This is a genomic window from Streptomyces sp. SGAir0957 (genome assembly GCF_043523415.1).
The window spans coordinates 7870991-7894958 of sequence record NZ_CP027293.1; the positions used below are offsets into that span (position 1 = coordinate 7870991).

The 23968-nt window shown below is 73.1% G+C and carries 28 protein-coding genes; 16 read left to right on the plus strand and 12 right to left on the minus strand.

Features of this window, described 5'->3' with window-relative positions; translation table 11 throughout:
* Positions 1-5 precede the first annotated feature (5 nt).
* Both C1N81_RS41005 and C1N81_RS41010 read right to left on the minus strand, forming a co-directional pair.
* Positions 6-1211 (minus strand): cupin domain-containing protein, encoded by a 1206-nt coding sequence (locus tag C1N81_RS41005; RefSeq protein ID WP_394436514.1) that lies wholly within the window; start codon positions 1209-1211, stop codon positions 6-8.
* Between the two features lie 11 nt (positions 1212-1222).
* On the minus strand, positions 1223-1540 hold the full coding sequence (locus C1N81_RS41010) for a hypothetical protein (protein WP_394436515.1): 318 nt from the start codon (positions 1538-1540) through the stop codon (positions 1223-1225).
* 181 nt (positions 1541-1721) lie between these two features.
* Here C1N81_RS41010 and C1N81_RS41015 point away from each other — a divergent pair, with 181 nt between their 5' ends.
* A complete protein-coding gene (locus C1N81_RS41015) occupies positions 1722-2231 on the plus strand; it encodes a 2'-5' RNA ligase family protein (RefSeq protein WP_394436516.1) in 510 nt (169 codons plus the stop codon).
* A gap of 265 nt (positions 2232-2496) precedes the next feature.
* On the opposite strand, the gene C1N81_RS41020 is transcribed toward C1N81_RS41015, so the two are convergent.
* Positions 2497-2670: a CsbD family protein gene (locus tag C1N81_RS41020; protein ID WP_394436517.1), complete on the minus strand. Its 174-nt coding sequence runs from the start codon at positions 2668-2670 to the stop codon at positions 2497-2499.
* A 208-nt stretch (positions 2671-2878) separates the two neighbouring features.
* Between C1N81_RS41020 and C1N81_RS41025 the strand changes: the two genes are divergently transcribed.
* The 6 genes from C1N81_RS41025 to C1N81_RS41050 all read left to right on the plus strand — a co-directional run bounded on the left by C1N81_RS41025 (position 2879) and on the right by C1N81_RS41050 (position 6818).
* Positions 2879-3049 (plus strand): hydrophobic protein, encoded by a 171-nt coding sequence (locus C1N81_RS41025; protein ID WP_223775182.1) that lies wholly within the window; start codon positions 2879-2881, stop codon positions 3047-3049.
* Positions 3050-3187: 138 nt separating this feature from the next.
* A complete protein-coding gene (locus tag C1N81_RS41030; protein WP_394436518.1) occupies positions 3188-3559 on the plus strand; it encodes an STAS domain-containing protein in 372 nt (123 codons plus the stop codon).
* 241 nt (positions 3560-3800) lie between these two features.
* The gene (locus C1N81_RS41035; RefSeq protein ID WP_394436519.1) at positions 3801-3986 is read left to right on the plus strand and encodes a hypothetical protein; all 186 of its coding nucleotides are present in this window, start codon (positions 3801-3803) and stop codon (positions 3984-3986) included.
* Positions 3983-4789 carry a hypothetical protein gene (locus C1N81_RS41040; protein ID WP_394436520.1) on the plus strand — a complete coding sequence of 269 codons (807 nt, stop codon included), beginning with the start codon at positions 3983-3985 and terminating at the stop codon, positions 4787-4789. Before C1N81_RS41035 ends, C1N81_RS41040 begins: the two co-directional genes overlap by 4 nt.
* Complete coding sequence (locus tag C1N81_RS41045) at positions 4786-5715, plus strand: DUF6895 family protein (RefSeq protein WP_394436521.1); 930 nt, start codon at positions 4786-4788, stop codon at positions 5713-5715. Before C1N81_RS41040 ends, C1N81_RS41045 begins: the two co-directional genes overlap by 4 nt.
* Positions 5715-6818: a serine hydrolase domain-containing protein gene (locus tag C1N81_RS41050; protein WP_394436522.1), complete on the plus strand. Its 1104-nt coding sequence runs from the start codon at positions 5715-5717 to the stop codon at positions 6816-6818. Before C1N81_RS41045 ends, C1N81_RS41050 begins: the two co-directional genes overlap by 1 nt.
* A 7-nt stretch (positions 6819-6825) precedes the next feature.
* On the opposite strand, the gene C1N81_RS41055 is transcribed toward C1N81_RS41050, so the two are convergent.
* Positions 6826-7404 (minus strand): TetR/AcrR family transcriptional regulator, encoded by a 579-nt coding sequence (locus C1N81_RS41055; protein ID WP_394436523.1) that lies wholly within the window; start codon positions 7402-7404, stop codon positions 6826-6828.
* Positions 7405-7483: 79 nt separating this feature from the next.
* Between C1N81_RS41055 and C1N81_RS41060 the strand changes: the two genes are divergently transcribed.
* The 5 genes from C1N81_RS41060 (at position 7484) to C1N81_RS41080 (ending at position 11223) form a co-directional block, all read left to right on the plus strand.
* Complete coding sequence (locus tag C1N81_RS41060) at positions 7484-8377, plus strand: NADP-dependent oxidoreductase (RefSeq protein WP_394436524.1); 894 nt, start codon at positions 7484-7486, stop codon at positions 8375-8377.
* Positions 8378-8571: 194 nt separating this feature from the next.
* Entirely contained in the window at positions 8572-9216 is a 645-nt protein-coding gene (locus tag C1N81_RS41065) for a HEAT repeat domain-containing protein (protein ID WP_394438550.1), read from the plus strand.
* A 4-nt stretch (positions 9217-9220) separates the two neighbouring features.
* Positions 9221-10291, plus strand: a complete 1071-nt coding sequence (locus C1N81_RS41070) for a MerR family transcriptional regulator (protein WP_394436525.1) — start codon at positions 9221-9223, stop codon at positions 10289-10291.
* Positions 10292-10481: 190 nt separating this feature from the next.
* On the plus strand, positions 10482-10667 hold the full coding sequence (locus C1N81_RS41075; protein ID WP_394436526.1) for a hypothetical protein: 186 nt from the start codon (positions 10482-10484) through the stop codon (positions 10665-10667).
* A gap of 133 nt (positions 10668-10800) precedes the next feature.
* On the plus strand, positions 10801-11223 hold the full coding sequence (locus C1N81_RS41080; protein ID WP_394436527.1) for a PPOX class F420-dependent oxidoreductase: 423 nt from the start codon (positions 10801-10803) through the stop codon (positions 11221-11223).
* A gap of 64 nt (positions 11224-11287) precedes the next feature.
* Here C1N81_RS41080 and C1N81_RS41085 read toward each other — a convergent pair whose 3' ends face one another.
* On the minus strand, positions 11288-12781 hold the full coding sequence (locus C1N81_RS41085; protein WP_394436528.1) for a VWA domain-containing protein: 1494 nt from the start codon (positions 12779-12781) through the stop codon (positions 11288-11290).
* 2 nt (positions 12782-12783) lie between these two features.
* On the minus strand, positions 12784-13983 hold the full coding sequence (locus C1N81_RS41090) for an AAA family ATPase (RefSeq protein WP_394436529.1): 1200 nt from the start codon (positions 13981-13983) through the stop codon (positions 12784-12786).
* A gap of 127 nt (positions 13984-14110) precedes the next feature.
* Between C1N81_RS41090 and C1N81_RS41095 the strand changes: the two genes are divergently transcribed.
* Positions 14111-14968, plus strand: coding sequence for an acyl-CoA thioesterase domain-containing protein (locus C1N81_RS41095; RefSeq protein ID WP_394436530.1), 858 nt, complete (start codon positions 14111-14113; stop codon positions 14966-14968).
* Positions 14969-14996: 28 nt separating this feature from the next.
* On the opposite strand, the gene C1N81_RS41100 is transcribed toward C1N81_RS41095, so the two are convergent.
* Positions 14997-16358 (minus strand): phosphodiester glycosidase family protein, encoded by a 1362-nt coding sequence (locus C1N81_RS41100; RefSeq protein ID WP_394436531.1) that lies wholly within the window; start codon positions 16356-16358, stop codon positions 14997-14999.
* 98 nt (positions 16359-16456) lie between these two features.
* On the opposite strand from C1N81_RS41100, the gene C1N81_RS41105 reads away from it, so the two are divergent.
* Positions 16457-16771: a hypothetical protein gene (locus tag C1N81_RS41105; protein ID WP_394436532.1), complete on the plus strand. Its 315-nt coding sequence runs from the start codon at positions 16457-16459 to the stop codon at positions 16769-16771.
* 24 nt (positions 16772-16795) lie between these two features.
* Here C1N81_RS41105 and C1N81_RS41110 read toward each other — a convergent pair whose 3' ends face one another.
* The 3 genes from C1N81_RS41110 to C1N81_RS41120 all read right to left on the minus strand — a co-directional run bounded on the left by C1N81_RS41110 (position 16796) and on the right by C1N81_RS41120 (position 21792).
* Positions 16796-19267: a GH92 family glycosyl hydrolase gene (locus tag C1N81_RS41110; RefSeq protein ID WP_394436533.1), complete on the minus strand. Its 2472-nt coding sequence runs from the start codon at positions 19265-19267 to the stop codon at positions 16796-16798.
* A gap of 221 nt (positions 19268-19488) precedes the next feature.
* On the minus strand, positions 19489-20511 hold the full coding sequence (locus tag C1N81_RS41115) for a DNA-directed RNA polymerase subunit alpha (RefSeq protein WP_394436534.1): 1023 nt from the start codon (positions 20509-20511) through the stop codon (positions 19489-19491).
* 114 nt (positions 20512-20625) lie between these two features.
* Positions 20626-21792 carry a winged helix DNA-binding domain-containing protein gene (locus C1N81_RS41120; RefSeq protein WP_394436535.1) on the minus strand — a complete coding sequence of 389 codons (1167 nt, stop codon included), beginning with the start codon at positions 21790-21792 and terminating at the stop codon, positions 20626-20628.
* 183 nt (positions 21793-21975) lie between these two features.
* Between C1N81_RS41120 and C1N81_RS41125 the strand changes: the two genes are divergently transcribed.
* The gene (locus C1N81_RS41125; RefSeq protein WP_394436536.1) at positions 21976-22335 is read left to right on the plus strand and encodes an STAS domain-containing protein; all 360 of its coding nucleotides are present in this window, start codon (positions 21976-21978) and stop codon (positions 22333-22335) included.
* A gap of 14 nt (positions 22336-22349) precedes the next feature.
* Here C1N81_RS41125 and C1N81_RS41130 read toward each other — a convergent pair whose 3' ends face one another.
* On the minus strand, positions 22350-22529 hold the full coding sequence (locus C1N81_RS41130) for a hypothetical protein (RefSeq protein ID WP_394436537.1): 180 nt from the start codon (positions 22527-22529) through the stop codon (positions 22350-22352).
* Positions 22530-22764: 235 nt separating this feature from the next.
* Here C1N81_RS41130 and C1N81_RS41135 point away from each other — a divergent pair, with 235 nt between their 5' ends.
* The gene (locus C1N81_RS41135) at positions 22765-23313 is read left to right on the plus strand and encodes a DUF4383 domain-containing protein (RefSeq protein ID WP_394436538.1); all 549 of its coding nucleotides are present in this window, start codon (positions 22765-22767) and stop codon (positions 23311-23313) included.
* Here the strand turns inward: C1N81_RS41135 and C1N81_RS41140 are convergent.
* A complete protein-coding gene (locus tag C1N81_RS41140) occupies positions 23310-23918 on the minus strand; it encodes a sigma-70 family RNA polymerase sigma factor (RefSeq protein WP_394436539.1) in 609 nt (202 codons plus the stop codon). The genes C1N81_RS41135 and C1N81_RS41140 overlap by 4 nt on opposite strands.
* Between the last annotated feature and the right edge of the window lie 50 nt (positions 23919-23968).

Below are 23968 nucleotides of genomic sequence, written 5' to 3' on the forward strand. Positions count from 1 at the left end.
CCCGGTCACTGTTCGGCGGGCACCAGGACGCCCGCGCGCAGGAGTCTTTCGACGAGGGTGAGCCCCAGGCTGTCCGCGCTGTGGACGGCGCCGTCGAGGAGGCGGGCGACGGACGGCAGGTCCTCCTCGGCGAGGTCGAGCCAGCCGACGCGGGTGGACAGGCGCCGCCCGTCGAGGCGCGCCTCCAGCGCCGCGCGGAGCCGCACCGGCGAGTCGGGCGCGAGGGCGTCGACGGCCGCGAGCTGGGTCAGCGGACCCAGCGGCGCGGGCCGGGCCCGGCCGCGCCGGGCGCGGTGGAAGAGAGGCGCGGGATCGGCCCGCGCGAGCGCGGCGGCGAGGTGTTCGCGGACGAACTCCAGGTCGGCGCCTGATTCCTCCGAGCCCAGCGGCAGGGAGGCGCGCATGCGCGGGTCGTCGCGCAGGAGCGCGAGCGCGGATCGCGTGAGGTGTTCGGCCAGCGCGTGCCGCGTCCAAGTGTGCACCCCGAGCGTCAGATGGATCGAGACGGCGCCCTGCGCCTGCGCGGCGTGCAGCCAGCCCCGCGGCAGATAGAGGACGTCGCCCGGTGCGAGGACGGTGTCGAGGAACGGCTCGCCCCCGGCCGCCTCGGCCACCGCCGTACGGTGCTCGGTCCAGGGCTGGTCGCGCAGCGGATCGGGGTGGACGGGCGGGTGGATCGTCCACCGCTTGGACCCGGCGATCTGGAGCACGAACACGTCGTGGACGTCGTAGTGGGCGTCGAATCCGCGGTTCTGCGGCGGCGTGACATAGGCGTTGGCCTGCACGGGGTGGCCCAGTTCGGTGCCGAGCCGTGAGCTGAGGTCCGCGACCGGTTCCCAGGTGCGGTGCAGCGCCTGGAGGACGAGGGTCGCCCCGTCCGCGAAGTGGCGCCACAGCGCGGTGTCGTCGAGCTGGTCCCCGACCGTCGCGCCGACACCGCCGGACGAGGTGAACGAGGCCTCCGGCAGCGTGGCACCGTCCTTGGCGACGCGCAGGAAAGGCGTGCGCAGCCCGCGCCGCGAGATCAGCTCGTCGACGGCGGACGCGGAGAACAGGTCGGAGAAGTCGCTCGCGGAGCGGTGCAGCAGGGGCGCGCGCCCCCACACGTCACGCGCGAACTCCTCCCGGCGCAGACCGGTCAACCGCGCTTCGAGGAGGCCGGTGCCCGTGTCGGCGCCGGCCTCCCCGAGTTCGACGGGAGGCGTGCTCAAATGCCGCCGCCCTACTTGTCGGCGCTGCCGTCGGCGCCACCGTCGTGCACGCCCGGGGTACCCGACGCACCACCGTCGGCCGGGCCTTCGGCGCCACCGTCCGCGCCACCGTCGTGCACGCCCGGCGTACCGGCCGCACCGCCGTCGGCGGGGCCTTCGGCGCCGCCGTCCGCGCCACCGTCGTGGACACCGGGGGTGCCCGCCGCGCCGCCGTCCGCAGGGCCCTCGGCACCGCCGTCGGCGCCGCCGTCGTGGACGCCCGGCGTACCGGCCGCGCCACCGTCCGCGGGGCCCTCGTTCGGGTTCGAGTCCTGCTCGGGGTTGCTCATGGTTCCTCCTGGAAGGCGAACGGCTGGGAGCGAGCGGGCGGCGCCTGTTCCGCGCCCCCTCGACGCTTTACAAACTCGCTCACCCCGTCCGCACCGGCAACCGGAGACGACCGGGCATGACATGCTGCCGGACGAGCCGCGGACCGGCCGGCGGCCGTACGCGGAGGAGAGGGAGAGGCGCATGGCGAGCCCGGGTACGACGGCGGTCCTCGCTCTGGTGCCGGCCGCCGATCCCCTGCTTGAGCTGGCCGCCGAGGTCGATCCGCGAGCGGTACGGGTTGGCGTCCCCGCACATGCCGCGCTGCTCTACCCGTGGCTGCCCGCCGACCGCGTCGGCGGGCAGGAACTCGACCGGCTGCGGGCCGCGCTCCCGTCAGGACCGGTCACGGCCCGTCTGACCACGGTCGAGCGGAGCGGCGGTTTCGTCGGCGTCCCCGTGCCCGGGCTGCGCGGCGCGGCGACGGCCGTGCGTACCGCGTTCCCGGCGCAGGCCCCGTACGGGGGCCGGTTCGGCGCGGACCCGCCCGTGCACGTCACGGTGGCCCTGGACGCGCGGCCGGACACCGCCGAGGAGATCGCCCGCCGGGCCGGTGCCCTCCTGCCTCTCCGCAGCGAGATCGCCGCGTTGTACGTGGTCGCCCTCGCGCCCGACGGCTGGCAGATGCGGGCGGAGCTGCCGCTGACGCCCTGACCTGCCTGCCTGCTTGCCGGGCATGGGGTGGGGTGGGGCGGGGCGCGTGGGGGGAAAGTGGCGGGGCGGGCGGCCGCTGGACCACCGAACAGACACCGCCCGCCCTGGCCACCGGCAGACCCGCGAACGGGGGGCGTGGCGCGAGCCTGCGCAGCGGACGAGTGCCCTGGGCACGCGTACACAAACGTCCCCGGCGTACACGCACACGTGTGAGGGGCGGCTTCCCCGCGGGGAAGCCGCCCCTCACCCAACCAGGACGGTGCCGTCAGTGCTTGCCGATGTCCTTGGTCTTCTCCTTGGCCTGGCGGGCGTCGCCCTTCATCTGCTGGGCGCGGCCCTCCGCGGTGAGGCGCTCGTTGCCCACGGCCCGCCCCGCGGCCGCCTTCGCGGCGCCCGTGGCCTGCTCGGTCTTCGCCTTGGCCTTCTCGTTGGCGGTCATGTCCGCTCACGCTCCCTTGGCATCGACATCATGTGCTCGACATCCGCCTGGCCTGGAAACCGGCCGTCAAACATGTGCGTTGCACGTCGATGCCGGGCACGGGTGGATCGAAACGCGCTCACCTGCCCTGCACTACGTGAAAGAAACGCAGGTTTTGTGTGTTTGTAGGGGAGGGTTAAGAGCAAACGGTGGCCAGGAGGTAATAACAATGGTTCCCCTGCTTCTGGTTCTTCTTCTGGCTCTGATCCTCTTCGGCGCGGGCTTCGCCCTGAAGGCACTGTGGTGGATCGCCGTCATCGTCCTCGTGGTGTGGCTGCTCGGCTTCGTGATCCGGCCCGCGGCGAGTGGCGGCCGCAAGGGTCGCTGGTACCGATGGTGATGAGCGACTGAGACGTTCCGTGGACCGGCGCGACGCCACGGGCGGTGGTGAGTGCGCGCCGAAGGGTGGGCCCGGCCTGGGACGGCCGGGCCCACCCGCTTTTGTTCGCGGGACCGAGTGTGTGCGAGGGTGCTCCACATGACGTCCGGCAGCGGAAAAGTACGCTTTGACCAGCAAGAACGGGTGGCAGTTGTCACCGTGAGCGGAGAGATGGACCTGCATGACCTGACCGAGGTGGTCGACGGTTTCGCACAGGCACTCTCCGACGCCGCGACGGACGCGACGCTGATCGACCTGTCCGGCGTGACCTTCGCCGACAGCGTCTTCCTCAACCAGCTCCTGGTCACCTACACCGGTCACGGGGTGAAGGGCCGCCCCCTGACCGTGTGCGGACCGCTGCACGCCTCTCTCCGGCGCCTGCTCGAACTCACCGGCACGGACACGGTCCTCCCGCTCGCCACCGACCGGCGGGACGCGCTGCTGCGCCTGCGCATGGCCGACCCGACCTAGGCGCCGTGGCCGGGCGGCGACCCGTCCTGGGCGCTGTGGCGGGCGGCCGGAGAGCGTTCACCCGTTTGGCCTAATCGGGGCGCTCCGCCCGACCGCGGTCGATCCCGTGCCCCGCCGACCGGCGGCGCGCCTCACCCCCGTACCGCCATGACAACTCGGGTTGCCGCGTGGCGATTTCGGGTGTTTTGGTGAAGTGGTTGGGGCACTGCGACAGTGCCGTCATCTAGGCAGAGGAGCAGCGATGATGCTCACTCTTCAGTCCACGAGCCTCGTGCTCGACAAAGAAGCCGTCGAAGGGTTGATGGTCCCGTCGGAAGCGCCGGTGAGTGACGCTCCGATCCCCTCACCGGAAGGCGGCGGAGTCGGCGCCCTCCTGCTCGGCCTCCTGCTCTCCCCCAAGGAGCCGAAGGAGCCGAAGGGCCGGTGATCAGCGAACGCTCACGCACCGCCCACAACGGGTCGGCTGAGCGTCTTGCTCGTCGTGTGCTCGACGCCCTCCGGGACGTCGGGCCCACGGCGCCTGCCGCCGCCCACCTCGAGTCCGTCGTGTCGCTCCCGCCGAGCGAGCAGAGCGTGGCGGTGGCCGCGGTGCGCATGCTGGGCGCCGACATCCTCGCCCCCCACGTCCTGACCGGTCGCACCCCGCCGCCCGAGGAGGGCGCCGCCGTCACCCTCGCGCTCGACGCCCTGCCCCCGGCCCGGCCGGCCCCCGCGGCGCCGCCCGAGGGGCCCGAGCAGCCGTGGCTCAGGGCATGGATCGACTGGTCCACCGTCAGCGTGCTGACACTGCTCGACCCCGCGCCGGACAACCCGGCCGCACCCGTACCGCAGGCGCCGCCGCGGTGCGATCCGGGCCCGGAGCGCCGGCGCCCGCCGACCGCGACCGGGGACGGACCGGCGTACGAGGGCTGGGTGCCCTGGTCGGTACGGATGAGTCAGCTGTCCTCCCTCGCCCTGCCCGGCCTCGACGGTCCGGTGCACGAGGCCGCACGGTCCGGGGCGGCGGGCCTGGCGCGCGGTGCCACCCGCGCCCTCCTGCGCCGCGACTTCCCCACGGCGGCGCGCCTCACCCGCTGGCTGGCATGGACGCACGCCGAAGGCGTTCCGCTGCCCCTCGACCCGGTTCCGCTGGCCGAGCACATCGCCCTGCTCGGCGGGGGCGGCCGCCTCGCCCTGGACATCGCCATCGCCCGCCACCTGCTCGGCCCGAGGCACGCGAGGCACGTATGAGCCACCCACCCACCCAACTCGCCCACGCCGTCAGCTCACGGGCGCTGCACTGGCTGCACGCCAACCGCGAGTACGGCGCCCTGTCCGCCCTTCCCGAAGCCGACCTGAACGCCGACAGCGGCGCCTACAAGGCGCTCGGCGAGACCGCCCTCGCGGCCTCCCTCGTTCTGCGCGGCGGCGCCGCGGGAACGACCGAACTCGCTGTCGCCCGTGACCTGTTGACGTACTGCTGGGAGCAGACGGCCAACGGTTCGCTGCTGTACGAACGGCTGTTGCGCAACCCGCTGAGGACCGACCCGCTGGAGACGTACGCCCACTTCACGCGCGGCGGTTTCCGCCTGCCCGAACTCGACGAACTCCTCGCGCACACCGTCGGCCTCACCTCCACACACGCCGCGGAACATGTGCCGAACCGGCGGCTCGGTGTCGCCAACGCCATCCGCGTCACCGGCCTGGACCACGGCTCCGGCACACCTCACTGGGAAACGCTCACCCGCGCCACCTGGCTCGGCAGCACACCCGAGCCCTGGCACATCGACTGGCTCACCGCCTACGCCGTCACCCACACCGTCTACCACCTGACGGACTGGGGATGGCTGCCCTCCGGACTGCCCGACGACCTCTCCGGCTACCTGGGCGACTGGCTCCCGGTGTGGACCGACATCTGGGCCGAGACCGGGCACTGGGACCTCATGGCGGAGCTGATGATCGTCGAGATGTGCCGACCGGATCCCCAGGCCGACCCCGAGGACTGGCGGCGCCTCGCCGAGATCCAGCACGAGGACGGCATGGTGCCCCGCGACGACCAGCCCGTCGACGACGACCCGGCCCAGCGGTTCGAGGACCACCAGCACCCCACCATCGTCGCCGTGATCGCCGGCAACCTGGCGCTCGCCCGCGCGCTGGAGAACCCCCACCCCGGCTGATGGAGCCCCGGCCCGCCTCCCGCACCCCGGACACCGCGCCGTGGCCCGCCGCCGCGCGTCACCTTCCCGCGCTGCTCGCCGCGGCCCCGGCGGCCAGCGCGGTCGCGGTCGGCCTGCACCACGACGGGCGCCGTACCGTCGTCGCCCACGGGACGACCGCGCACCACGACGGAGCGCAGGCGGACGGGGCGACCCGGTTCGAGATCGGCTCCGTGACGAAGACCTTCACGGCGCTGCTCCTCGCCGAACAGGCCGCGTGCGGCGCCCTGAGCCTCCACGACCCGGTCCTGCGCCACCTGCCGCCGGGCACCCGCCCCCCGCCCGGCGGCGCCGGCATCCGCCTGCTCCACCTCGCCACCCACACCTCCGGCCTGCCCCGCCTGCCGCCGGGGCTGCTCCGCACGGCGCTCCCGCACCTGTTCGCCAACCCCTACGAGGCGTTCACCGCGGCCGACACGCTGGACGCCCTGTCGCGCACCCGCCTGCGCTCCCGTCCCGGCACCCGCCTGCACTACTCGAACTTCGGCGCCGGCCTGCTCGGGCACGCCCTGAGCGGCGCGGCGCGCGCACCGGACTACGCGTCCCTCCTGACCGCCCGCGTCCTGCGCCCGCTCGGCCTGCACGACACCGACTGCGTGGCCGCACCGCCGGACGACGAGGCGGTGCGCGGCGGCGACGTCACCGGCTACTGGCACCGGCGCCCCAGACCACCGTTCCGCATCCCCGGGATGCCGGCGGCGGGCGCCGTCCGCTCCAGCGCGCGCGACCTGCTGACGTTCACCGAAGCGCTGCTCGACCCCGACCGCCCCGTACGGGCGACGGTCCTGCCGGACCCCCTGCGCGCGGCCCTGCGCGACACGGTCCGGCCCCGGATCGCCGTCCGGAACGGCGCCCGGCAGCTCGCGCTCGTCTGGAACGTCCGCCCGCGCCACGACGGATCCCGCGTCCACCACCACTCGGGCGGCACCCGCGGCTGCACCGTCTTCGCGGGCTTCGACCTCCGACGGCGCGCCGCCGTCGTCGCCCTGGCCAACTGCGCCCCGGGCGGCGGCAACCACCTCATCCAGCAGGCCTACGACACGCTGCTGCGACTCGGCGGCTGACCCCGCCTCAGCGCGGCCGGGCGACCTCCCAGGCCGCCTCGACCATGCGGAACACCTCGTCCACCGCCGCTTTTGGCTCGGCCGCCTCACGGCCCAGCGCGTACGCGTCGAGCACGAACCGCGCGATCGTGCGGCACGCCGTCGTCGGCTCCGGCAGGGCGAACTCGGCGGCGATGGCGGTCGCCAGCGCGTCCGCGTGCCGCAGCCGCATGGACTCCTCGTACGTGCGCAGGGCGGGCGACGCGTCGATCATGCGCCAGATCGGGGCGGCCCCCTCCGCCGCACAGTGGCGGACCATCGCATGGACCTCACGGCGCAGCGCGGGCATGAGCGGTTCCCGCGGTCCCCGGTCCGTGACCGCCCGCACGAGGCGCTCCCTGAAGTCGTCGTCCTGCTCGAAGACCAGCGCCTCCTTCGAGGCGAAGTGGGAGAAGAGCGTGGTCACGGCGACGTCGGCCTCGGCGGCGACATCGCGGATGCCCACCGCGTCGTATCCGCGCTCCAGGAACAGCCGCAGGGCCGCGTCGGCGATCTTCTGGCGGGTCGCGGCCTTCTTGCGCTCGCGGCGGCCGGTGGGCACGGTCATGCGCCCACGCTATCAGCGCCATCGAGTACGAAAACCTAACAGCTCCAAAACACTAACCGTTAGTGTTACGGTCGGCCGCATGAAGAAAGTGAGCTTCGCCGACTTCGGCGGCCCGGACGTCCTCCGCCTCATCGACGCCGAGGAGCCCCACCCGGGCCCCGGCCGCATACGTATCGCCGTACGGGCGGCAGGTGTGAACCCCGTCGACTGGCGCATCCGCGAAGGCCAGGTCCTGGGAGCACACCCCACCGTGCTGCCCGCGGGGGTGGGCATCGATGCCGCCGGGGTCGTGGACGAGGTGGGCGCGGGTGTCGAGGGTGTCCGGATCGGAGACCATGTGTTCGGCGAAGGCGCGGACACCTATGCCGAGTTCGCCGTGCTCGGCGCCTGGGCCCGGATGCCCGAAGGCCTGACCTTCGAGGAGGCGGCCGGGTATCCGTCCGTGGTGGAGACGGCCCTGCGCATCATCCGCGAGGTCGGCGTGGAGCCGGGGCAGACCCTGCTGGTGAGCGGCGCGGCCGGGGGAGTCGGCTCGGCGGTGCTGCAGATCGCCCGCGACCGCGGCATCAAGGTGATCGGCACGGCGAGCGCCGCGAACCAGGACTACCTGCGCGACCTCGGCGCCCTCGCCACGACGTACGGCGACGGCTGGACGGAGCGGGTGCGGCGGCTCGGCCCCGTCGACGCCGCCCTGGACGTGTCCGGCTCGGGCGTCGTCCCCGAACTGGTCGAGCTGGCCGGGGACCCGCGCAAGGTCGTCACCATCGCGGATCTCGGCGCGCCCGCGTTCGGCGTCCGCTTCTCCGGCGTGGCCGGGAGCGTGCCGGCCGCGCTCGCCGAGGCCGCGGCCCTCATCGCGCGCGGGAAGCTGCACATCCCCGTCGCGCGGACGTACACACTCGGCGAGGCCGCGGCGGCACACCTCGACAGCAAGGCCGGACACACACGCGGACGCCGTGTCATCGTCGTGTGACGGCACCTTCCCCGGCCGTCGTTTGACCTTGACACGGTGACAAGGTCTTCACTGCGGCCGAGGAGGTGGTCTCAGTGACGATCACAGGTGCGGGACAGAGCCGAACACGACGGACCCAGGGGAATGAGCCCGGGGGCCGGCCGGAGGGGGAGCCGGAGCCCGCGCGGGAGCAAGGGCAGCCCGCGCAGGAACAGTTGCTCCGGGGGCTGGAGGACGACCGTTCCTCGGTACGGCTGCGGGCCGCCATGGCGGTGGGCACGGAGCCCCACCCCCGCTTCGTCGCCGCGCTCGTCGAACGGAGCGCCGTCGAGCCGGAGTTCTTCGTCCGCGACATGCTGACCTGGGCGCTCACCCGCCACCCGGTCGACATGACACTCCCCGCACTGGTCCGCGAGACCCGCTCGGAGCAGGCGCAGGCGCGCAGCCAGGCGCTGCACACCCTGTCCAAGATCGGCGACCGGCGGGCCTGGCCCGCGCTCACGAAGGCGCTGCTGACCGACCCCGAGGTCGAAGTGGCCCGCAGTGCCTGGCGGACCGCGGTCGTGCTCGTACCGCACGGGGAGGAATCCGCGCTCGCCGAGGTGCTGGCCTCCCAGCTCGGGCGCGGGGAGAGGGACACACAGCTGAGTCTCAGCAGGGCGCTCGTCGACCTCGGCGAGGCCGCCGAGGCACCGCTGCGCGCCGCGACGACGGGCACGAAGGCGCGCGTGCACGCCCACGCGCTCGCCACACAACGGCTGCTCGACGACCCAGAGACCGGATTCGGGTTCGCGATCGAGGAGGCCAAGCGCGTCGTGGCCCTCGGTGGGCGGAGCCCGGCACCACAAGCGGGACGATAGGGGCGTGTTGATCGGTGAGGTGGCGCGACGGTCCGGGGTGAGCGCCCGCATGCTGCGGCATTACGAGTCGCTCGGCCTGGTGGGCCCGTCGGGCCGGACGGGCTCCGGCTACCGGGAGTACTCCGGCGACGATGTCCGGCGGATCTTCCACATCGAGAGCCTGCGCTCGCTCGGCCTGTCCCTGCGGGAGATCGGCCGCGCCCTCGACGACCCCGGCTTCACACCGTCGGCGCTCGTCGGCGACCTCATCGAACAGACCCGCGCACGCATCGCCGCCGAGACGGAGCTGCTGGCGCGGCTGCGCCGTATCGACGCGGCGGACCCCGCGGGCTGGGAGGACGTCCTCCAGGTCGTCGCGCTGCTCCAGGCGCTCGGGTCCAAGAACCCCGACGCGCGCCAGCGGGCCGCGCTCTCCTCGGGCGACGAGGTCCCGGTGCCGGTGGAAGCGCTGGTCGAGGCGGCGCTCGGCGAGGCGGACCCGGTCGTCGCCGGAGCCCTGCGGTGGGCGCTCGCGCGCGCCGGAGACGGGGGGCCGGCGCTCCTCGCGGAGGGGCTCGCCTCGCCCGTGGCCGCCGTACGGGAACGGGCCGCCCGGTCCCTGGCCAAGCTGTCGGGCGACGCGGCGGCCGGGGAGCTGCGCCGGGCGCTCCGCCACCCGGACGACGTGGTCCGCGGGCACGCCGCGCTCGCGCTGGGCGCCCGCGGCGCGACGGAGGCGGTCCCGACACTCGTCGACATGATCGTGGACGGGCGGAACGACACCGACGCGGCCGACGCGCTGAGCGTGCTCGCGGGCGACGCCGCGATGGCGGACCGGATCGCGGCCCTGCTCGTCGACCGCCTCGCCGCCCCGGCCACGAGCGCACCCGCGCGCGGACGCCTCACGCAGGCACTCGCCGGGGTCCCGGGCCGGGCGACCTCGCGTGCGCTCGTGGACCTTGCGCGCGACGAGGACCGCGCCGTCGCGGTGACGGCCACGTATCTGCTGCGACTGCGCGGCGAGGACGGCAAGGGCGGAGGGGTCGGGGAGGACGGGGAGGACAAGGCTGACGGGGAGGACGGCGAGCGGGGTTGAGCTGTTCGGGCCGCCGCCGAATGGCTCCGGCCCCTTCCCCGCCCCGCCTCCCTTCGCACGCGCGCGCTGCGCGTATCGGCCGAAGGGAACACACGGACGAGTGGAGTCGGCGCGTGCCCGTGTGAGCCGTGGCCGTACCGGTTAAAGCTTCGATTGATCTTTCCACCCCCTCGAAGCAAAGGACTGCCACATGCGCTTGCGTACAGCTGTCACCGCCACGGTTCTGGCCGCCATCGCCGTCCTCGGCGGCTCGGGCCTCGCCGCCGCCGACGACGGATTCGGCCTCGGGCACGGCGACGGGTTCAACGAGAACGGCATCAGCGTCAGCAACAGCACCCCGGCCGTGGTGCAGTTCGGCGACCTCGTCTCCGACTGACCGGCACAGCAGGCTCTCTGCACCCCCTGGCGCCGCGCCCCGCCCCTGGGCGCTGTCGCGGCGCCAGGGGGTCTGTAGTGTCGGGAGATCCCGAAACACCGGGAGAAACCTGAAGTGAGGAACAGGAACACGTATGTCCAAGCCGCCCCTGCCGCCCGAGGCCGTGGAGATGCTGCGCCGCCCCAACCCCGCGGTCATGGCCACCCTGCGCTCCGACGGCACCCCCGTCTCCACCCCCACCTGGTACCTGTGGGAGGACGGCCGCGTACTTCTCAGCCTCGACGAGGGGCGGGTCCGCCTGAAGCACATCCAGCGGGACCCGCGCGTCTCCCTCACCGTCCTCGACAGTGACGACTGGTACACCCACGTCACCCTCATCGGGCGGGTCGTCGAGACACACGACGACGAGGGCCTGGCCGACATCGACCGCATCTCCACGCACTACACCGGCAACGCCTACCCGGACCAGGTCCGGCGCCGCGTCAGCGCCGTCATCGAGATCGACCGCTGGCACGGCTGGGGCGCACACCGGGACAGCGACCAGGCGAGCACCTGACCTCCTGGCCGGGCACGCGCGGGTGCGCGCTCCGGGGCGCAGGCGGGGGTTTGCGGACAGGGTCTCAGATGACGCGGAAGAGGTCCGCCGCCGCGTGGACGTCCGTGAAGTCGTCGACGGCGCGCAGGTTGTCGCACAGGGCGTCCAGGACCGAGTCGGCCGCGGCGACGCGCGGGGCGCCGACGGCCACGCCGAAGACCCGGAAGCCCAGCCGGTGCCTGGCCTCCTTCCAGCCGCGCATCCACTCCTCGGTGACGCCGCAGTCGTCGTCGGTGATCATCACGATGTCGCCCCGGGCGCGGGCGGCGTCGGCGAACTCCTCCTCCAGCACACCCGCGGCCACCGAGAGCGGCCGCTGATAGCTGGTGCCGCCCCCGAGGAACGTCTCCGCGAACTCCAGGACCCGGGTGACCTCCGCGTTCTCGGCCGCCGGGAACCGGAACACCTGGACCTTGTCGGCCGCGGAGAACAGGACCCCGACGAAATCGCGTCCGGCGGCGCGGGCCTGGTCGAGGAGGGCGAGCGCGCACGCCTTCGCCCACGCCTCCCGGGTGATGCCGCCCGGCCCCTCCTCGTACATGGAGTGCGAGGTGTCGACGCAGGCGACGACGGCGCCCCGGCCGGTGCTCCGCTCGCCCTGCTGGTCGTAGACCATCAGCTCCCGGGCGGCGTACCGCGCGGCGAACACCGCGCGCAGCGGGGGCAGTCCGAGGGTGGCCAACTCGGAGGGGACGATGCGGGAAAGGTCGTCGCCGAGCGTGACGCCGACGAGTTCCCCGGCCGTGTTCTCCACCTTGTGGGCCCGCTCGGCGGCGGCCATCTGCCGGAAGCGGCCGATCAGGTCGGCCCACCGTGCCAGCCTGCTGCCGCCCAACCGCTCGGCCAGGCGCAGGCGTTCGCCGAACGGCATCCGCTCCGTCTCACCGGGTGCGACACCCCAGGCGCGCACCATCGCGGCCTCCTGCCGTGCGGCCCTGGCCGCGCGCGCCGACGCGGCGTGCGCGGCGGCGCGCAGGGCGGACCCGGTGGCGGCGAGGGCCTGCGCGGCCTGCTCCGCCGCGCCCTCGGCCGCCGCGTCGGGCCGTGTGCCGGAAGGTGTGTCGGACGGTGTCTCGGGTGTCTCGGGTGTCTCGTGTGTGTCGGACGGGGTTGCTGCCTCCCCCTCGTCCGGGGCGGACCTCAGCATCCGGCGCAGCGCCGGGGCCATGGCGAGGACGGCCATCGCGGCGGCATAGGCGTCCCCGGCCGTCGTGCGGCGCAGTTCCGTGAAGTCCGGCGGCTCCATGAGCGAGGTGAGGACGTGGTGGTTGAGCAGCCGGGACGGATGCATGCGCGCACGCTCACGCAGGCGCGGCGCGGCCTTGTACGCGGCCAGGAACACGTCCGTCAGCAGGTCGGCGGCGCCGTGGTGCAGCGCGGTCAGCTCGCCGGCCAGGTCCCGCAACCCCTCCGACTGGGCGTAGGTGTCGCGCCAGGCGAAGCGGTCGAAGCGGTCGAAGCGGTCGGGGATCACACAGGCGTGCTCGGTCGCGGCGGGTGTGCCGGGTGTCTCACTCATCGTCAGAGCTGCCCCCGCACCATGCTCGTGTCCATGCCGAGCGCCTCGGTGAGCACGCGGGCCCGGACGGCCCGCTGACGGTTCGTCACACGGTCGATGGTGGCCGTGGAGCGTCCGGCCGCGGCGGCCTGCGCGTGCAGTTGTTCCAGCCGCCTGCCCGCCGTGGCCAGCTTGTGGTGGGCGTTCTTGATGACCCAGTCGCTCAGCGCCTCGCGCGACTGCCCGGCCATGGCGTCGAGCTGGGTCTCCAGCTCGTCGAGGACGTCCGCGAGGTCGAGCGTCTCCTTGGCGTCGGGGTTGACCAGGTGGAGCACCTCGCGTTCGACGGTGGGGCGCTGCGCGGGCGAGTCCCACAGGACGTGGGTCAGCACGGAGAGATCCGTCGCGGCGACCTCCGGACGGCCGTCCAGGTACGCGGACGCCTGCAACAGGCTCACCGCCTGCCGCCAGCGGCGGTCGGAGGCGATCAGCTCTTTGCGGCGCAGTGCGGCCCGCAGGGTGCACAGGGCGTCCACGATCGCGTCCGGAACCTGTACGGCGGGGACCGCCTCGGCCACCGCGCACCGCAGCGCGGCCAGGTCGACGGTGGTCCGGGCGGGCGGCGCCGGGCGGCCGACCGCGGAGCGGACGAGCGCGGCGAAGTTCGACGGGTCGGTGAGGTAGCCGACCTCGATGCGGACGAGGAGCCGGTCGTAGATCGCGGCGGTGTCCTCGCCGGTGGGCAGTTCGTTGCTCGCCGTGATGGCGCCGATCAGCGGGCAGCGGATGGGTTCGCCGCCGCTCTCGGGGTGGTAGATGCGCTCGTTGAGGTAGCCGAGGGTCTCGTTCAGCGCCGCCGTGGAGCATTTGAATATCTCGTCGATGAAGGCGATGTGCGCGGTCGTGGCGCGGCCGTCGTAGATCTGCCGGTACTCGCCCCGCGCCAGCGCGGCGACGTCGACCGGGCCGAACATCCGGGTCGGCGCGGTGAACTTGGAGAGAAGGATCTCCCAGTACGACGCGCCCTCGACGCGGCTCGTCAGCTCCCGGGCCATCTCGGACTTTGCGGTCCCGGGCGGGCCGAGCACCAAGGAGTGCTGCCCGGCGAGCAACGCCACCACCAGCGTCCGCACCACGTCGTCCCGCTCGTAGAACCGCTCCGCCAACTCCCCGCACACGGCACGGAGTCGAACGGCCGTGTCCTGCGCGTCCTGCGCTGTCATGTGTCTGTACCTCCCGTGCGATGTTCTCAGGAAACCGGCGTCCGTCGACCGGCGTCTTGCCGTCCGGTCATCATGGAGACATCCGGAGGACCGGATCACCGCAGGCCGAGGAGAGAGGGGAGCCCGCGTGGCCCAGACCGAGGGCGAGGCGGCCTACTTCCGTCTCGACGGAGGCGTGTTCGTGCCCGGGGAGCAGGCGCGGGGGTGGTGGGCGCCCGGGACGGTGCACGGGCGGTTGCTGGCCGGGCTCGCCGCGCGGGTGCTCGAACGGGAGCACGGGGCCGAGGGGATGCACGTGGCCCGGCTCACCGTCGACCTGTTCCGCAGCGCGCCCCTGGCCCCCGTCCGCGTACGGACCAAGCGGGTGCGGGACGGGCGGCGGATACGGGTCGCCGACGCGGTCGTGTACGGCGCCGGTGAGCAGGGCGAGGGTGTGCACAAGGTCGGCGAGCAGGGCGAGGGTGTGCACGGCGTCGGCGAGCAGGGTGACGGTGTGCCGCTGGCGCGGGTGAGTGCGGTCCTGCTGCGCACGAGCGCACCGCCGCCGGGGCACGTCCGCGCCACCGGGCCGTGGGACGCGCCGCCGCCGGACGCGCTGCCCGCCGCCGACACGGCGCGCACGTTCTGGCGGTTCGACGAGGACCTCCGCCCGGTCCGCGCATGGCACGGCGACCAGCGGCGCCGGGCATGGCTGCGCGAGTCGCGGCCGCTCGTCGCAGGGGAGTCGGTCTCCCCGCTCGTACGGGTCACGCTCGCCGCCGACGCGGCCAGCCCGATGGCCCACGCGAGCGACGAGGGACTGCGCTACATCAACGCCGACTACACCCTGACGCTCAGCCGGCTCCCGCTGAGCGACGCGATCGGCCTGGAGGCGACCGGCCACACGGCCGAGGACGGCATCGCCGTCGGCCACTGCACCCTGTACGACGCGGCGGGCCCGATCGGCTACTGCGTCACCACCGCCGTGGCCAACGACCCCCGCTGACGAGCGGTGCCGGCGCGCCGGACGGGGCTCAGCGGGCGTAGACCGCGACGAAGTCGCGCGTGGCCTGGTGGTAGTAGCGGGTGGGCGGGTTCTCGAAGTCGAGGATGTTGGTGGGGACCGGGTTGTGCGGGGTGCGGCGGCCGTCGTAGCTCATGAAGGAGGGCCAGGCGCGGTTCATGTCGAGCGGCATCGCCCGCACCGCCCCCGCCCGCTGCATGAGGTGGGCGAGCGTGGGCGCGGAGAGCGCCTGGCCGACGACCATGATGACGTCGCCCTGTGCGGTGACGCCGACACCCGAGCGCTCCACGAACATGCGGGACTGGTCGGTGGCGCCCCACTTGCTGTCGTCGTCGATGTCGCTCACCACCTTCCCGTCGTCGACCATCAGCTCCAGGCACTGGCGCACGCCGACCACGTCGGGCGTCATCCGTACGTCCCGGCCCCACACGCCGATCTCGATGGAGCCGTCGCGGTGGAAGACCTCGGACGCGGTGCCGTCGCGCAGTTCGCCGACGGTCTTGCCGTCGAGGTGGAAACCGCCGCGGGAACCGCCGTCGGTGATCTTGAAGCCGCCGTTCCAGGTGGCGAGCAGTCCGGTGCGGGACCCGGCGGGGATGGTCGGAGGTGTGCGAAACGTGTCTCCGGGTTCGCGCAGGCCCGGGTGGAGCCGGAAGCGGGTGTGTTTCGAGCTGATCCAGGCGACGGCGGCCTGGTACGAGGTGTGCTCGCTGTCGGGGCGCACGTAGGTGCCCTGGACGAGCGGCCGGCCGTGGTCGCTCGCCAGGGTCCGCCACACCCCCTCACCCTTCAGGGCGGGGGAGACGAGCGGCTTCATGGGCGGGCGCGGCTGCACGTCACCGGCGGCGGGTGCGGCGGCGGCGGGCACGTCCTTCATCCGGTCCGCGGCGGACTTCGGCAGCTCTCCGCCGACCTTGGGCGGGTCCATCTTGTACTTCGCGTTCTCCAACTGGTCGACGACGGAGCCCATGTGGTGCTCGCGGGCCCAGCCGGCGAGGCGCGCCGCGGTGCTGTCGTCGCCGGGGTAGGTGAGCGCGCCGGACACCGACCAGCCGAGCGTGCTGACGGCGAGGACGGCGGTGGCGAGCACGGCGCGGGCGGCCAACGGGTGCCGCCGCAGCACCCCGGGCTTCTTCGGGGCCGGCCCGGGCGCGGCCCCGTCGGGCTTGTGTCGGCGCCGCCCGCGCAGGAGGACGAGGGGGAGCGTCAGCCCGGCCAGGACGACGAGGGCGATCCCGGCGGGCCGGTCGAAGTCGTGCGCGCTCACGGGCGCGGCCGTGAATCCGGTACACGTCAGGGTGGCCGCGACGCCACCCGCGGGGACGAGGTGACGTCGGGTCAGGCAGCGGCGGAACACACGCTTTTCGGGCATGGCGGAAACGTATGAGCGGTGCCGACACCCTGCCATCGGAGCAGGGCCACACGTGTGAGTTACCGGCCTGTACCGGGGCGGAGGGGCACACTTCCCGTGTGGAGAAGAAACGCAGGGCCGAGCCGACCGACGACGGCCACCACGTCGTCATCGACGGAAGGAAGTGGCGGGCCACCGACCCCGCACTGCCGGAGGAGACCGCGGCGGAGCTCCGCAAGCACCTGATGGCGGCCCGCCGCGCGGTCCGCGACGCTCTCCGCCAGGAGGACCCCGAGGCCGAGCGCCGGGCCCGCGCCCGGGTCCAGGTCGCGAAGACCGCCCTCGGCGAACGGGGCCCCGCCTGGTGGGAGCAGTCGCAGGAGGAGCGCAGGAAGAGGTGGGAGACGGGGCTCGAGCGGCTCAGGGACGAGTGACCCGAACCCGCGCCTCCCTCACCCCTACGACAGGCCCTGGCGCTGACGGCCGCCCGCCGGGAACGACGGCGGCGCGTCCTGCGGGGCCGTGCCCCATGCCTCGTCCGGCGTCGCCCCGAGCGCGAACCTCAGGGTGCCGCCGCGCAGCACCGTCGAGGCGGGGACCCAGGTCTGGTCGGACGCCTTGCCGTCGACGCGGACGCCCTGGATGTACGGGGCCGACGCGCCCGCGCCCGGTGCCTCGACGCGCAGGGTCCGGCCGGACCCGCCGTGCACCTCGGCGCGCGGGAACAGCGGCGAGGTCAGGACCAGGTCCGCGCGGGCGGGCACCTGCGGGTAGACGCCGAGGGCCGAGAAGACGTACCAGGCGGACATGGTGCCCGCGTCGTCGTTGCCCGGGATGCCGCCGGGCGTGTCGGTCCACAGCTGGTCCAGCTCGGCGCGGACGGTCTCCTGTGTACGGGACGGCTGCCCCAGGTAGTCGTACAGGTAGGGCGCGTTGATGTCCGGCTCGTTGGTGGGGTCGTAGCGCGTGTCGTCCTTCGCGGAGAAGTCGAACGTGCCGTCCGGCGCGCGGAAGAAGGAGTCCAGGCGCTCGACGGCCTTGTCCCGGCCGCCCATCGCCTCCGCGAGCCCCGCCACGTCGGAGTAGACCATCCACGTGTACCGGGCGCTGCTGCCCTCGACGAAGCCGTCGCCCGTACCCGGGTCGAAGGTGTCACCGGCCCAGGTGCCGTCGCGGTTGCGGTCGCGCATCCAGCCGGCCTCCGGGGTGGCGTCCGGGTCGAACACGTTGCTCCACGCGCCGGAGCGGCGCAGGAAGTCGGCCTGGCGGCCGCGGTCGCCGAGCGCGCCGGTCAGCTCCGAGAGGCCGTAGTCCGCGGCGGCGTCCTCCAGGGTCTCGGCGGCGCCGCCCCAGCAGTGGCAGTCGTCCGAGGGCACGTAACCGTGGTCGAGGTAGAAGTCGAGCGACGGGCGCTGGCCCACGCACTCGACCTGGCAGCCCGCGTCGGAGGAGTCGTTGGCCGTGGGCACGGTCGCCGCGTGGACGAGGGAGTCGACCGCCCCGCGCACGTCGAAGTCCCGGGCCCCGAACGCGTACATGCCCGCGAGCGCCACGGCCGACGGGTCGCCCGACATGACGCTGGTCTTGCCCTGCTGGAGCAGCCAGCGGTCCCATTCGCCGCCGCGCTGGCCGGCGTACGCGTAGAGGGACTGCGCGTAGTCGCTCGCCGCCTTCGGCGACAGCCACGCCATCAGCTGGACCTGCGCCCGGTACTGGTCCCAGCCCGAGAAGGTGCCGTACTGGGCGCGCTGCCCCTTGGCGAGGCGGTGGGCGCGGCCGTCGGCGCCCGCGTAGCGGCCGTCCACGTCGTTGGCGACGGTCGGCTCCAGCATCGAGTGGTACAGCGCGGTGTAGAAGGTGCGCCGCTGCGCCTCGGTGCCGCCGCCGACGCCGATCTTGCGCAGTTCGGTGCGCCACTGCGCGGCGGCGCCCGCGGCGGTGTCGGCGAAGGACGCCGAGGCCGGGTTCTCCTGGCGCAGGTTCGCCTCGGCGCCCTCGGCGCTCACATAGGAGATGCCGACCTTCAGCTGTATCCGCCGTACGTCCTTGGCGAAGGTGACGTACGCGCCGGAGCCCTTGCCCGCCCGCGGGTTTCCGTTCTCGTCGTAGCCGGTGCCGCCGGAGGCCTCGGTGGTGCCGGGGCGCAGGTCGCCGTCGTGCCAGGTGCCGGTGGCGGCGAACGGGGTGTCGAAGTGGGCAGTGAAATGCAGGGTGTAGAGCTGGTGCCGGTTGTTCTCGCTCTGCGGTCCGCAGAAGTTGCCCGCGTCGACGGAGCCGGTGACGGTGCGGTGGGCCGCGTCGACCCGTACGTGCGCGTCGGTGCTGCCGCTCTCGGAGTTCGAGGTGCGGAACAGCAGCGAGCCCGCCTTGCCCTCGGGGAAGCCGAAGCGGCCCGTGCCCGTGCGGGTGGTGGCGGTCAGGTCTGCGGTCGCACCGCTGTCGAGGGCGACCTGGTAGCGCCCGGCGGTGGCCTTCTCGTGGTCGTGGCCGAAGGTCGAGGCGTACGTGGTGTCGCCGGTGTCCGCGGTCGGTGAGCCGGTCACCTCGCCGACGTGCGGCATGATCGGGATGTCGCCCGCGGCGCCGGAGCAGCCGACCCCGCTGAGGTGGGTGAGCGAGAAGCCGCGGATCCGCGTCGCGTCGTAGCGGTAGCCGCCCGGGGCGGGGTTCTTCGTCTGGGTGCCGGTGGAGGTCTGCGGGCTCCAGGAGAGCATGCCGTACGGGCGGACCGCGCCGGGATAGGTGTTGCCCGCGTTGCTGGTGCCGATGAGCGGGTCGACCTCGCGGACCGGATCGCTCACGAGGGCCGGGGCCCGGGAGACGGGCGCCGCCTGCGCGGGCGCCGCCACGGCGGTGAGCAGTCCGCCGGCCAGAACGGTGGCCAGCGCCCCGGCGAGCAGCGCTCCGCGGGTGGGGGGATGTGTCGTCATGCAGTCGCCTTCTTACGCCTGTCGCACACGTGTCACAGGCCATGGGGGGAGGGCTTGATAACGATGTCAAAGAACGCGGGCGATGTTTCCGACCAAGATCGGAGGTGTCAAGAGGGCGGGATCGATCCACCGGAACGAGACCGATCCACACAACGAGGCCGGGCCCCGGAGTGACGGCGGTCACTCCGGGGCCCGGCTGCTGCCGTGCGGTACTACGTGGTTCAGTACTGCTCGGTCTCGATGAACCCGGCGTCCGAGTCATCGGTCGCGGCGAACGTGTCGGCCGCGGTGGTCGGGTCGAATCCGGGCGGGCTGTCGCGGAGCGCGAGGCCCATACCGGCCAGCTTCGCCTTGATCTCATCGATCGACTTCGCACCGAAGTTGCGGATGTCGAGCAGGTCCGCCTCGGAACGGGCCACGAGCTCACCCACGGAGTGGATGCCCTCGCGCTTGAGGCAGTTGTACGACCGGACCGTGAGGTCGAGGTCCTCGATCGGCAGCACCAGGTCGGCGGCGAGCGCGGCGTCCGTCGGGGACGGGCCCATGTCGATGCCCTCGGCGTCGACGTTGAGCTCGCGGGCCAGACCGAACAGCTCCACCAGCGTCTTGCCGGCGGACGCCATGGCGTCACGGGGACGCATGGCCTGCTTGGTCTCGACGTCGACGATCAGCTTGTCGAAGTCGGTGCGCTGCTCGACACGCGTGGCCTCGACCTTGTAGGTGACCTTGAGAACCGGCGAGTAGATCGAGTCGACCGGGATGCGCCCGATCTCCTGACCGACCTGCTTGTTCTGCACGGCGGAGACGTAGCCGCGACCGCGCTCGACGGTCAGCTCCATCTCCAGCTTGCCCTTGCCGTTGAGCGTGGCGAGGACGAGGTCGGGGTTGTGCACCTCGACACCGGCCGGGGGCGCGATGTCGGCGCCGGTGACCAGACCCGGGCCCTGCTTGCGCAGGTACATCACGACGGGCTCGTCGTGCTCCGAGGAGACGACCAGCTGCTTGATGTTGAGGATGAGGTCGGTGACGTCTTCCTTGACGCCCGGCACGGTGGTGAACTCGTGCAGGACCCCGTCGATACGGATGCTCGTGACAGCAGCGCCCGGGATGGACGAGAGAAGGGTCCGGCGAAGTGAGTTGCCGAGGGTGTAGCCGAAGCCCGGCTCCAGCGGCTCGATCACGAACCGGGAACGGAATTCGTCGACGACCTCTTCGGTCAACGAAGGACGCTGAGCGATCAGCATGAAGTGTTGCCTCCAGTGTTCGGCGCCCGCTATCTGGCGCCCTAGACACTGCGAGGGTAACGGGCGAAACGGCCCCGCAAGATCCGGCCCGCCCGAAAGTGGCCCTTGCGCGCTCTACGCGTGCGGCCCCACGGTGACCGGTCCCCGTACCAACTGGGCTGTGGCTTCGGCGACTTCACCGATCCGGTCGACTTCGCGCGTCAATTCTTCGAGCTGTCCGGCTGTGAGGTGGCTCAAAGTTTCGACCGTGACGGTGACGCGCCGGCCCGAGCGGCGCTGGTGCCAGACGCCCGCCACCACCCCGCCCACGAGGAGCAGCGGATAGTTCCCCGCCTGACCGCGGGCGAGCGCGCGCTCGAAGGCCCGGCCCGGGAAGAGCCGCTCGCGGGGGTGCGAGGCGATTGCGAACGCATCGAAGTAGGGCAGAAGCCGCACCTCCCCTCCTTCCGCTTCCGGCTCGGGGAACGCGCTGTCACCGGCCGCCACCCACGCCGGGCCGACGCCCTCGAACTCCACCGGCTCGATCCGCCCGTCCCCGGCCAGCTCGGCGAGGAGCGCGCTCACCCAGCCCTGGGGGGCCGCCAGCCACCTGGCGACATGGCGCGGGGTGGCCGGGCCGTAGGCGTGGAGGTAGCGGCGGACGAGCGCGGCCAGCGCGGCGTCCCGCTCCATCGGCGTCACGCAGGGGTTCGTGTACGTGACCTGACGGCCCCGGTTCGGACCGAAGGCGAGCACACCCCGGTGGGCAGCGGTGTGCATCGCCTGCCGCCAGCGCGGCCACATGCCCTGGAACGCGGGCATGACGAGATCGCCGGCCCAGGGCCCCGTCCGCGCCACGACCGCCTCCGTCAGCTCGTCGGCGGTCAGCTCCGCGCCGGTCAGGGCGTCCCCGACGGCCGCGACGACGGCGTCCGTCCGCGCCGCCGTGAGTCCGACGTCCCTGGCCGGCTCTCCGACGCCGGGGATCGCGGAGAGCGCGCCGGTCCACATCGGCGCGTCGGCGGCGGCCAGGAGATGGACGGTGCCGCGCGGCCCGTACGTCTTGACCAGCGACCGCTCCCGCCACAGGGCGTCGCGCACGTCGGCGCGCGTCGCCCCTTCGATACGCAGCCCGAGGGACAGCTCGGCCGCGGACAGTACCTGGGCGTGGACGCCGAGCATGGTCGCCGCGAGACCGGGTACCGCCGTCGGGGAGCGGGGGACCGGTGCGAGCAGACCCTGGCGCCTCATGCGGCGGGCGTTCGCGGCGGACCAGGGCACGAAAGGCGTCGTCGTCGGCATGGCGCGACGTTAAGGCGCATCTAGGCCGGAGGCTGTCCGCCATGCCCGCGACGCCCCCCGGCGGTTCCGGGCCGTCGGCGGAGACCGGCCCGCGTGACAAAGTGATGAAAGCGGCATATACGATGCCAAAGAGGCACCATTCGGGTACTTCGCACTCGGCCAGCAGCACGGGAGCACCGCCGCATGAGCGATCTGACACTGACCACCGACGCGTCGCAGAACCCCCGCGTCGTGGTGCGCGCCGAGGGCGAACTTGACCTGCACACGGCGACCGACCTCTACGCCCTCCTCGGCGGACTGCTCGACGACCACCCCGCGGCCTTCCTCGACCTGTCGCACGTCACCTTCTGCGACTCCTCGGGGTACAACGCGCTGCTGCGCCTGCACCGCCGCGCCCTGGCGGCCGGCAGCCGCTTCGTCCTCGTCTCGCCGCACCCCACGGTCAGCCGGCTGCTCGCCCTGACCGCCTCCGAGGGGATCTTCGCCGTCTACGACAGCCAGGACGAGGCGTTCGCCGCGAACCCGGTCACCGACGGCGGCTGAGTCGCCGACGACGTTCAGCCGTTCCCCGCGGGCCCGTCCGACGGTGCCGTCCCGGTATCGTCCACCGTCCGGCCGTGCCGCAGCGAGCGGCTCGCCTCGATCAACTCCCGGCTCTGGCGGCGCAGTTCGGCGGCGACCGCCCGTGCCACCGTGGCACGTTCCCGCAAGTACCCCATCCGTGCCGGGTCCACCACGCGCACCGAACCTTCCCGCGATCTTCGTTCCGTCGCTCCGAGCGTCGGCCCGGCCCCCGACGGACCGCAACACCGGCAGCGAACACCCGCCGGCCACGCCTGTCCATCGAACGAAGCGGCCCTGAGCGGACCCCGAATGGTGCGGATCGGCGGATGCTGCAACCGTTCAGGGAGGTGGGCGGGAATGGATGAGAGGGGGTACGGCGCGGCAGACGACCAGAGAGGCGCCCGCAACATGGAGCTCAGAGACGAACTTCCCCTTGATCACAAGCTGGCACGGGTCTACCGGTGGGGCGCCGCGTTCTGCGGCGTCGTCCTGCTGGTCTTCGGCTGTCTGGGTTTCGCGGACAGCCTCAGCCCCTTCGACACCGCGGGCGCCCACCTGGCGGGGATGAGTACGAACGGCGTCCTGAGCCTGGTCTCGGTCGTCGTCGGGATCGTCCTGATCGCCGGCGCCGCCATCGGCGGCAACATCGCCTCCACGGTCAACATGACCGTCGGGATCCTCTTCCTGCTGAGCGGTTTCGTCCACATCTTCCTCCTGGACAAACCCGGGAACGTGCTGGACTTCGGTATGACCAACGTCGTCTTCAGCTTCGTGATGGGCCTGATCATCGTCACGTTCGGCATGTACGGGCGGGTGTCCAGCCGCCTGTCGCACGACAACCCGTACTGGCAGCGCCGCCACCCCGCGGAGGCGGCCAGGGAGGCGGAGGAGCGCCGCACGGCACCGGAGCCCACCCCGGTGCCGATCGCGGCGCCCACCCAGACGGGCAGGCGTTAACCGTGTTCGCCGGCGACGAGACGGAGACGGAGGCGGGTCAGACCGCGCCGGGAGTGGCTCTTCACCGTGCCGAGGGGCCAGCCCGTCACCTGCACGATCTGGCTGTGCGTGAGGTCGCCGAAGAAGGCCAGCTCCAGAACGCGCCGCTGCGGCGCGGGCAGCAGCGCCAGTTCGTGGCGGACCACGACACGGTCGAGGGCGATGTGCGCCGCGTCCTCCACGACCGGCGACGCGACGCTCAGCATCGACTCCGCGGCGGACGCGAGGACGGCGCGGCGGGTCCGCGCGCTCAGCGCGTCGGCGATCTTGCGGCGCGCGATGCCGACGATCCACGCCGCGACCGCGCCCCGCTCCGGGTTGTATCCCGTGCGGCCCCGCCACACCGCGAGGAACACCTGCTGGGTCACGTCCTCGGCCTCGCGCGGATCGCCCAGGGAGCGATAGGCGAGGGTGTGGACGAGCGTCCCCCAGCGGCGGTAGGCGGCTTCGAGGCACGCCTCCTGGCCATGTCTGAGGCCCGCGGCGAGCTCGTCATCCGGCAGTGACTCCTCGGCCGGGGTCCAGCGACCGCCCCGAAGAGTCCGCGTGATGCCTTGAGCGCGCATGGGCCCGTGCCCTCCCGTCGCCGAACCAGTGATCTTCACCATGGCCAGCG

What these genes read in the sequence shown, in the direction of transcription:
- C1N81_RS41010 (WP_394436515.1), bottom strand. Translation starts at nt 1,540, where the DNA reads ATGAGCAACCCCGAGCAGGACTCGAACCCGAACGAGGGCCCCGCGGAC.
- C1N81_RS41015 (WP_394436516.1), top strand. Translation starts at nt 1,722, where the DNA reads ATGGCGAGCCCGGGTACGACGGCGGTCCTCGCTCTGGTGCCGGCCGCC.
- C1N81_RS41020 (WP_394436517.1), bottom strand. Translation starts at nt 2,670, where the DNA reads ATGACCGCCAACGAGAAGGCCAAGGCGAAGACCGAGCAGGCCACGGGC.
- C1N81_RS41025 (WP_223775182.1), top strand. Translation starts at nt 2,879, where the DNA reads ATGGTTCCCCTGCTTCTGGTTCTTCTTCTGGCTCTGATCCTCTTCGGC.
- C1N81_RS41030 (WP_394436518.1), top strand. Translation starts at nt 3,188, where the DNA reads ATGACGTCCGGCAGCGGAAAAGTACGCTTTGACCAGCAAGAACGGGTG.
- C1N81_RS41035 (WP_394436519.1), top strand. Translation starts at nt 3,801, where the DNA reads ATGATGCTCACTCTTCAGTCCACGAGCCTCGTGCTCGACAAAGAAGCC.
- C1N81_RS41045 (WP_394436521.1), top strand. Translation starts at nt 4,786, where the DNA reads ATGAGCCACCCACCCACCCAACTCGCCCACGCCGTCAGCTCACGGGCG.
- C1N81_RS41050 (WP_394436522.1), top strand. Translation starts at nt 5,715, where the DNA reads ATGGAGCCCCGGCCCGCCTCCCGCACCCCGGACACCGCGCCGTGGCCC.
- C1N81_RS41055 (WP_394436523.1), bottom strand. Translation starts at nt 7,404, where the DNA reads ATGACCGTGCCCACCGGCCGCCGCGAGCGCAAGAAGGCCGCGACCCGC.
- C1N81_RS41060 (WP_394436524.1), top strand. Translation starts at nt 7,484, where the DNA reads ATGAAGAAAGTGAGCTTCGCCGACTTCGGCGGCCCGGACGTCCTCCGC.
- C1N81_RS41075 (WP_394436526.1), top strand. Translation starts at nt 10,482, where the DNA reads ATGCGCTTGCGTACAGCTGTCACCGCCACGGTTCTGGCCGCCATCGCC.
- C1N81_RS41080 (WP_394436527.1), top strand. Translation starts at nt 10,801, where the DNA reads ATGTCCAAGCCGCCCCTGCCGCCCGAGGCCGTGGAGATGCTGCGCCGC.
- C1N81_RS41085 (WP_394436528.1), bottom strand. Translation starts at nt 12,781, where the DNA reads ATGAGTGAGACACCCGGCACACCCGCCGCGACCGAGCACGCCTGTGTG.
- C1N81_RS41090 (WP_394436529.1), bottom strand. Translation starts at nt 13,983, where the DNA reads ATGACAGCGCAGGACGCGCAGGACACGGCCGTTCGACTCCGTGCCGTG.
- C1N81_RS41100 (WP_394436531.1), bottom strand. Translation starts at nt 16,358, where the DNA reads ATGCCCGAAAAGCGTGTGTTCCGCCGCTGCCTGACCCGACGTCACCTC.
- C1N81_RS41110 (WP_394436533.1), bottom strand. Translation starts at nt 19,267, where the DNA reads ATGACGACACATCCCCCCACCCGCGGAGCGCTGCTCGCCGGGGCGCTG.
- C1N81_RS41115 (WP_394436534.1), bottom strand. Translation starts at nt 20,511, where the DNA reads ATGCTGATCGCTCAGCGTCCTTCGTTGACCGAAGAGGTCGTCGACGAA.
- C1N81_RS41120 (WP_394436535.1), bottom strand. Translation starts at nt 21,792, where the DNA reads ATGCCGACGACGACGCCTTTCGTGCCCTGGTCCGCCGCGAACGCCCGC.
- C1N81_RS41125 (WP_394436536.1), top strand. Translation starts at nt 21,976, where the DNA reads ATGAGCGATCTGACACTGACCACCGACGCGTCGCAGAACCCCCGCGTC.
- C1N81_RS41135 (WP_394436538.1), top strand. Translation starts at nt 22,765, where the DNA reads ATGGAGCTCAGAGACGAACTTCCCCTTGATCACAAGCTGGCACGGGTC.
- C1N81_RS41140 (WP_394436539.1), bottom strand. Translation starts at nt 23,918, where the DNA reads ATGCGCGCTCAAGGCATCACGCGGACTCTTCGGGGCGGTCGCTGGACC.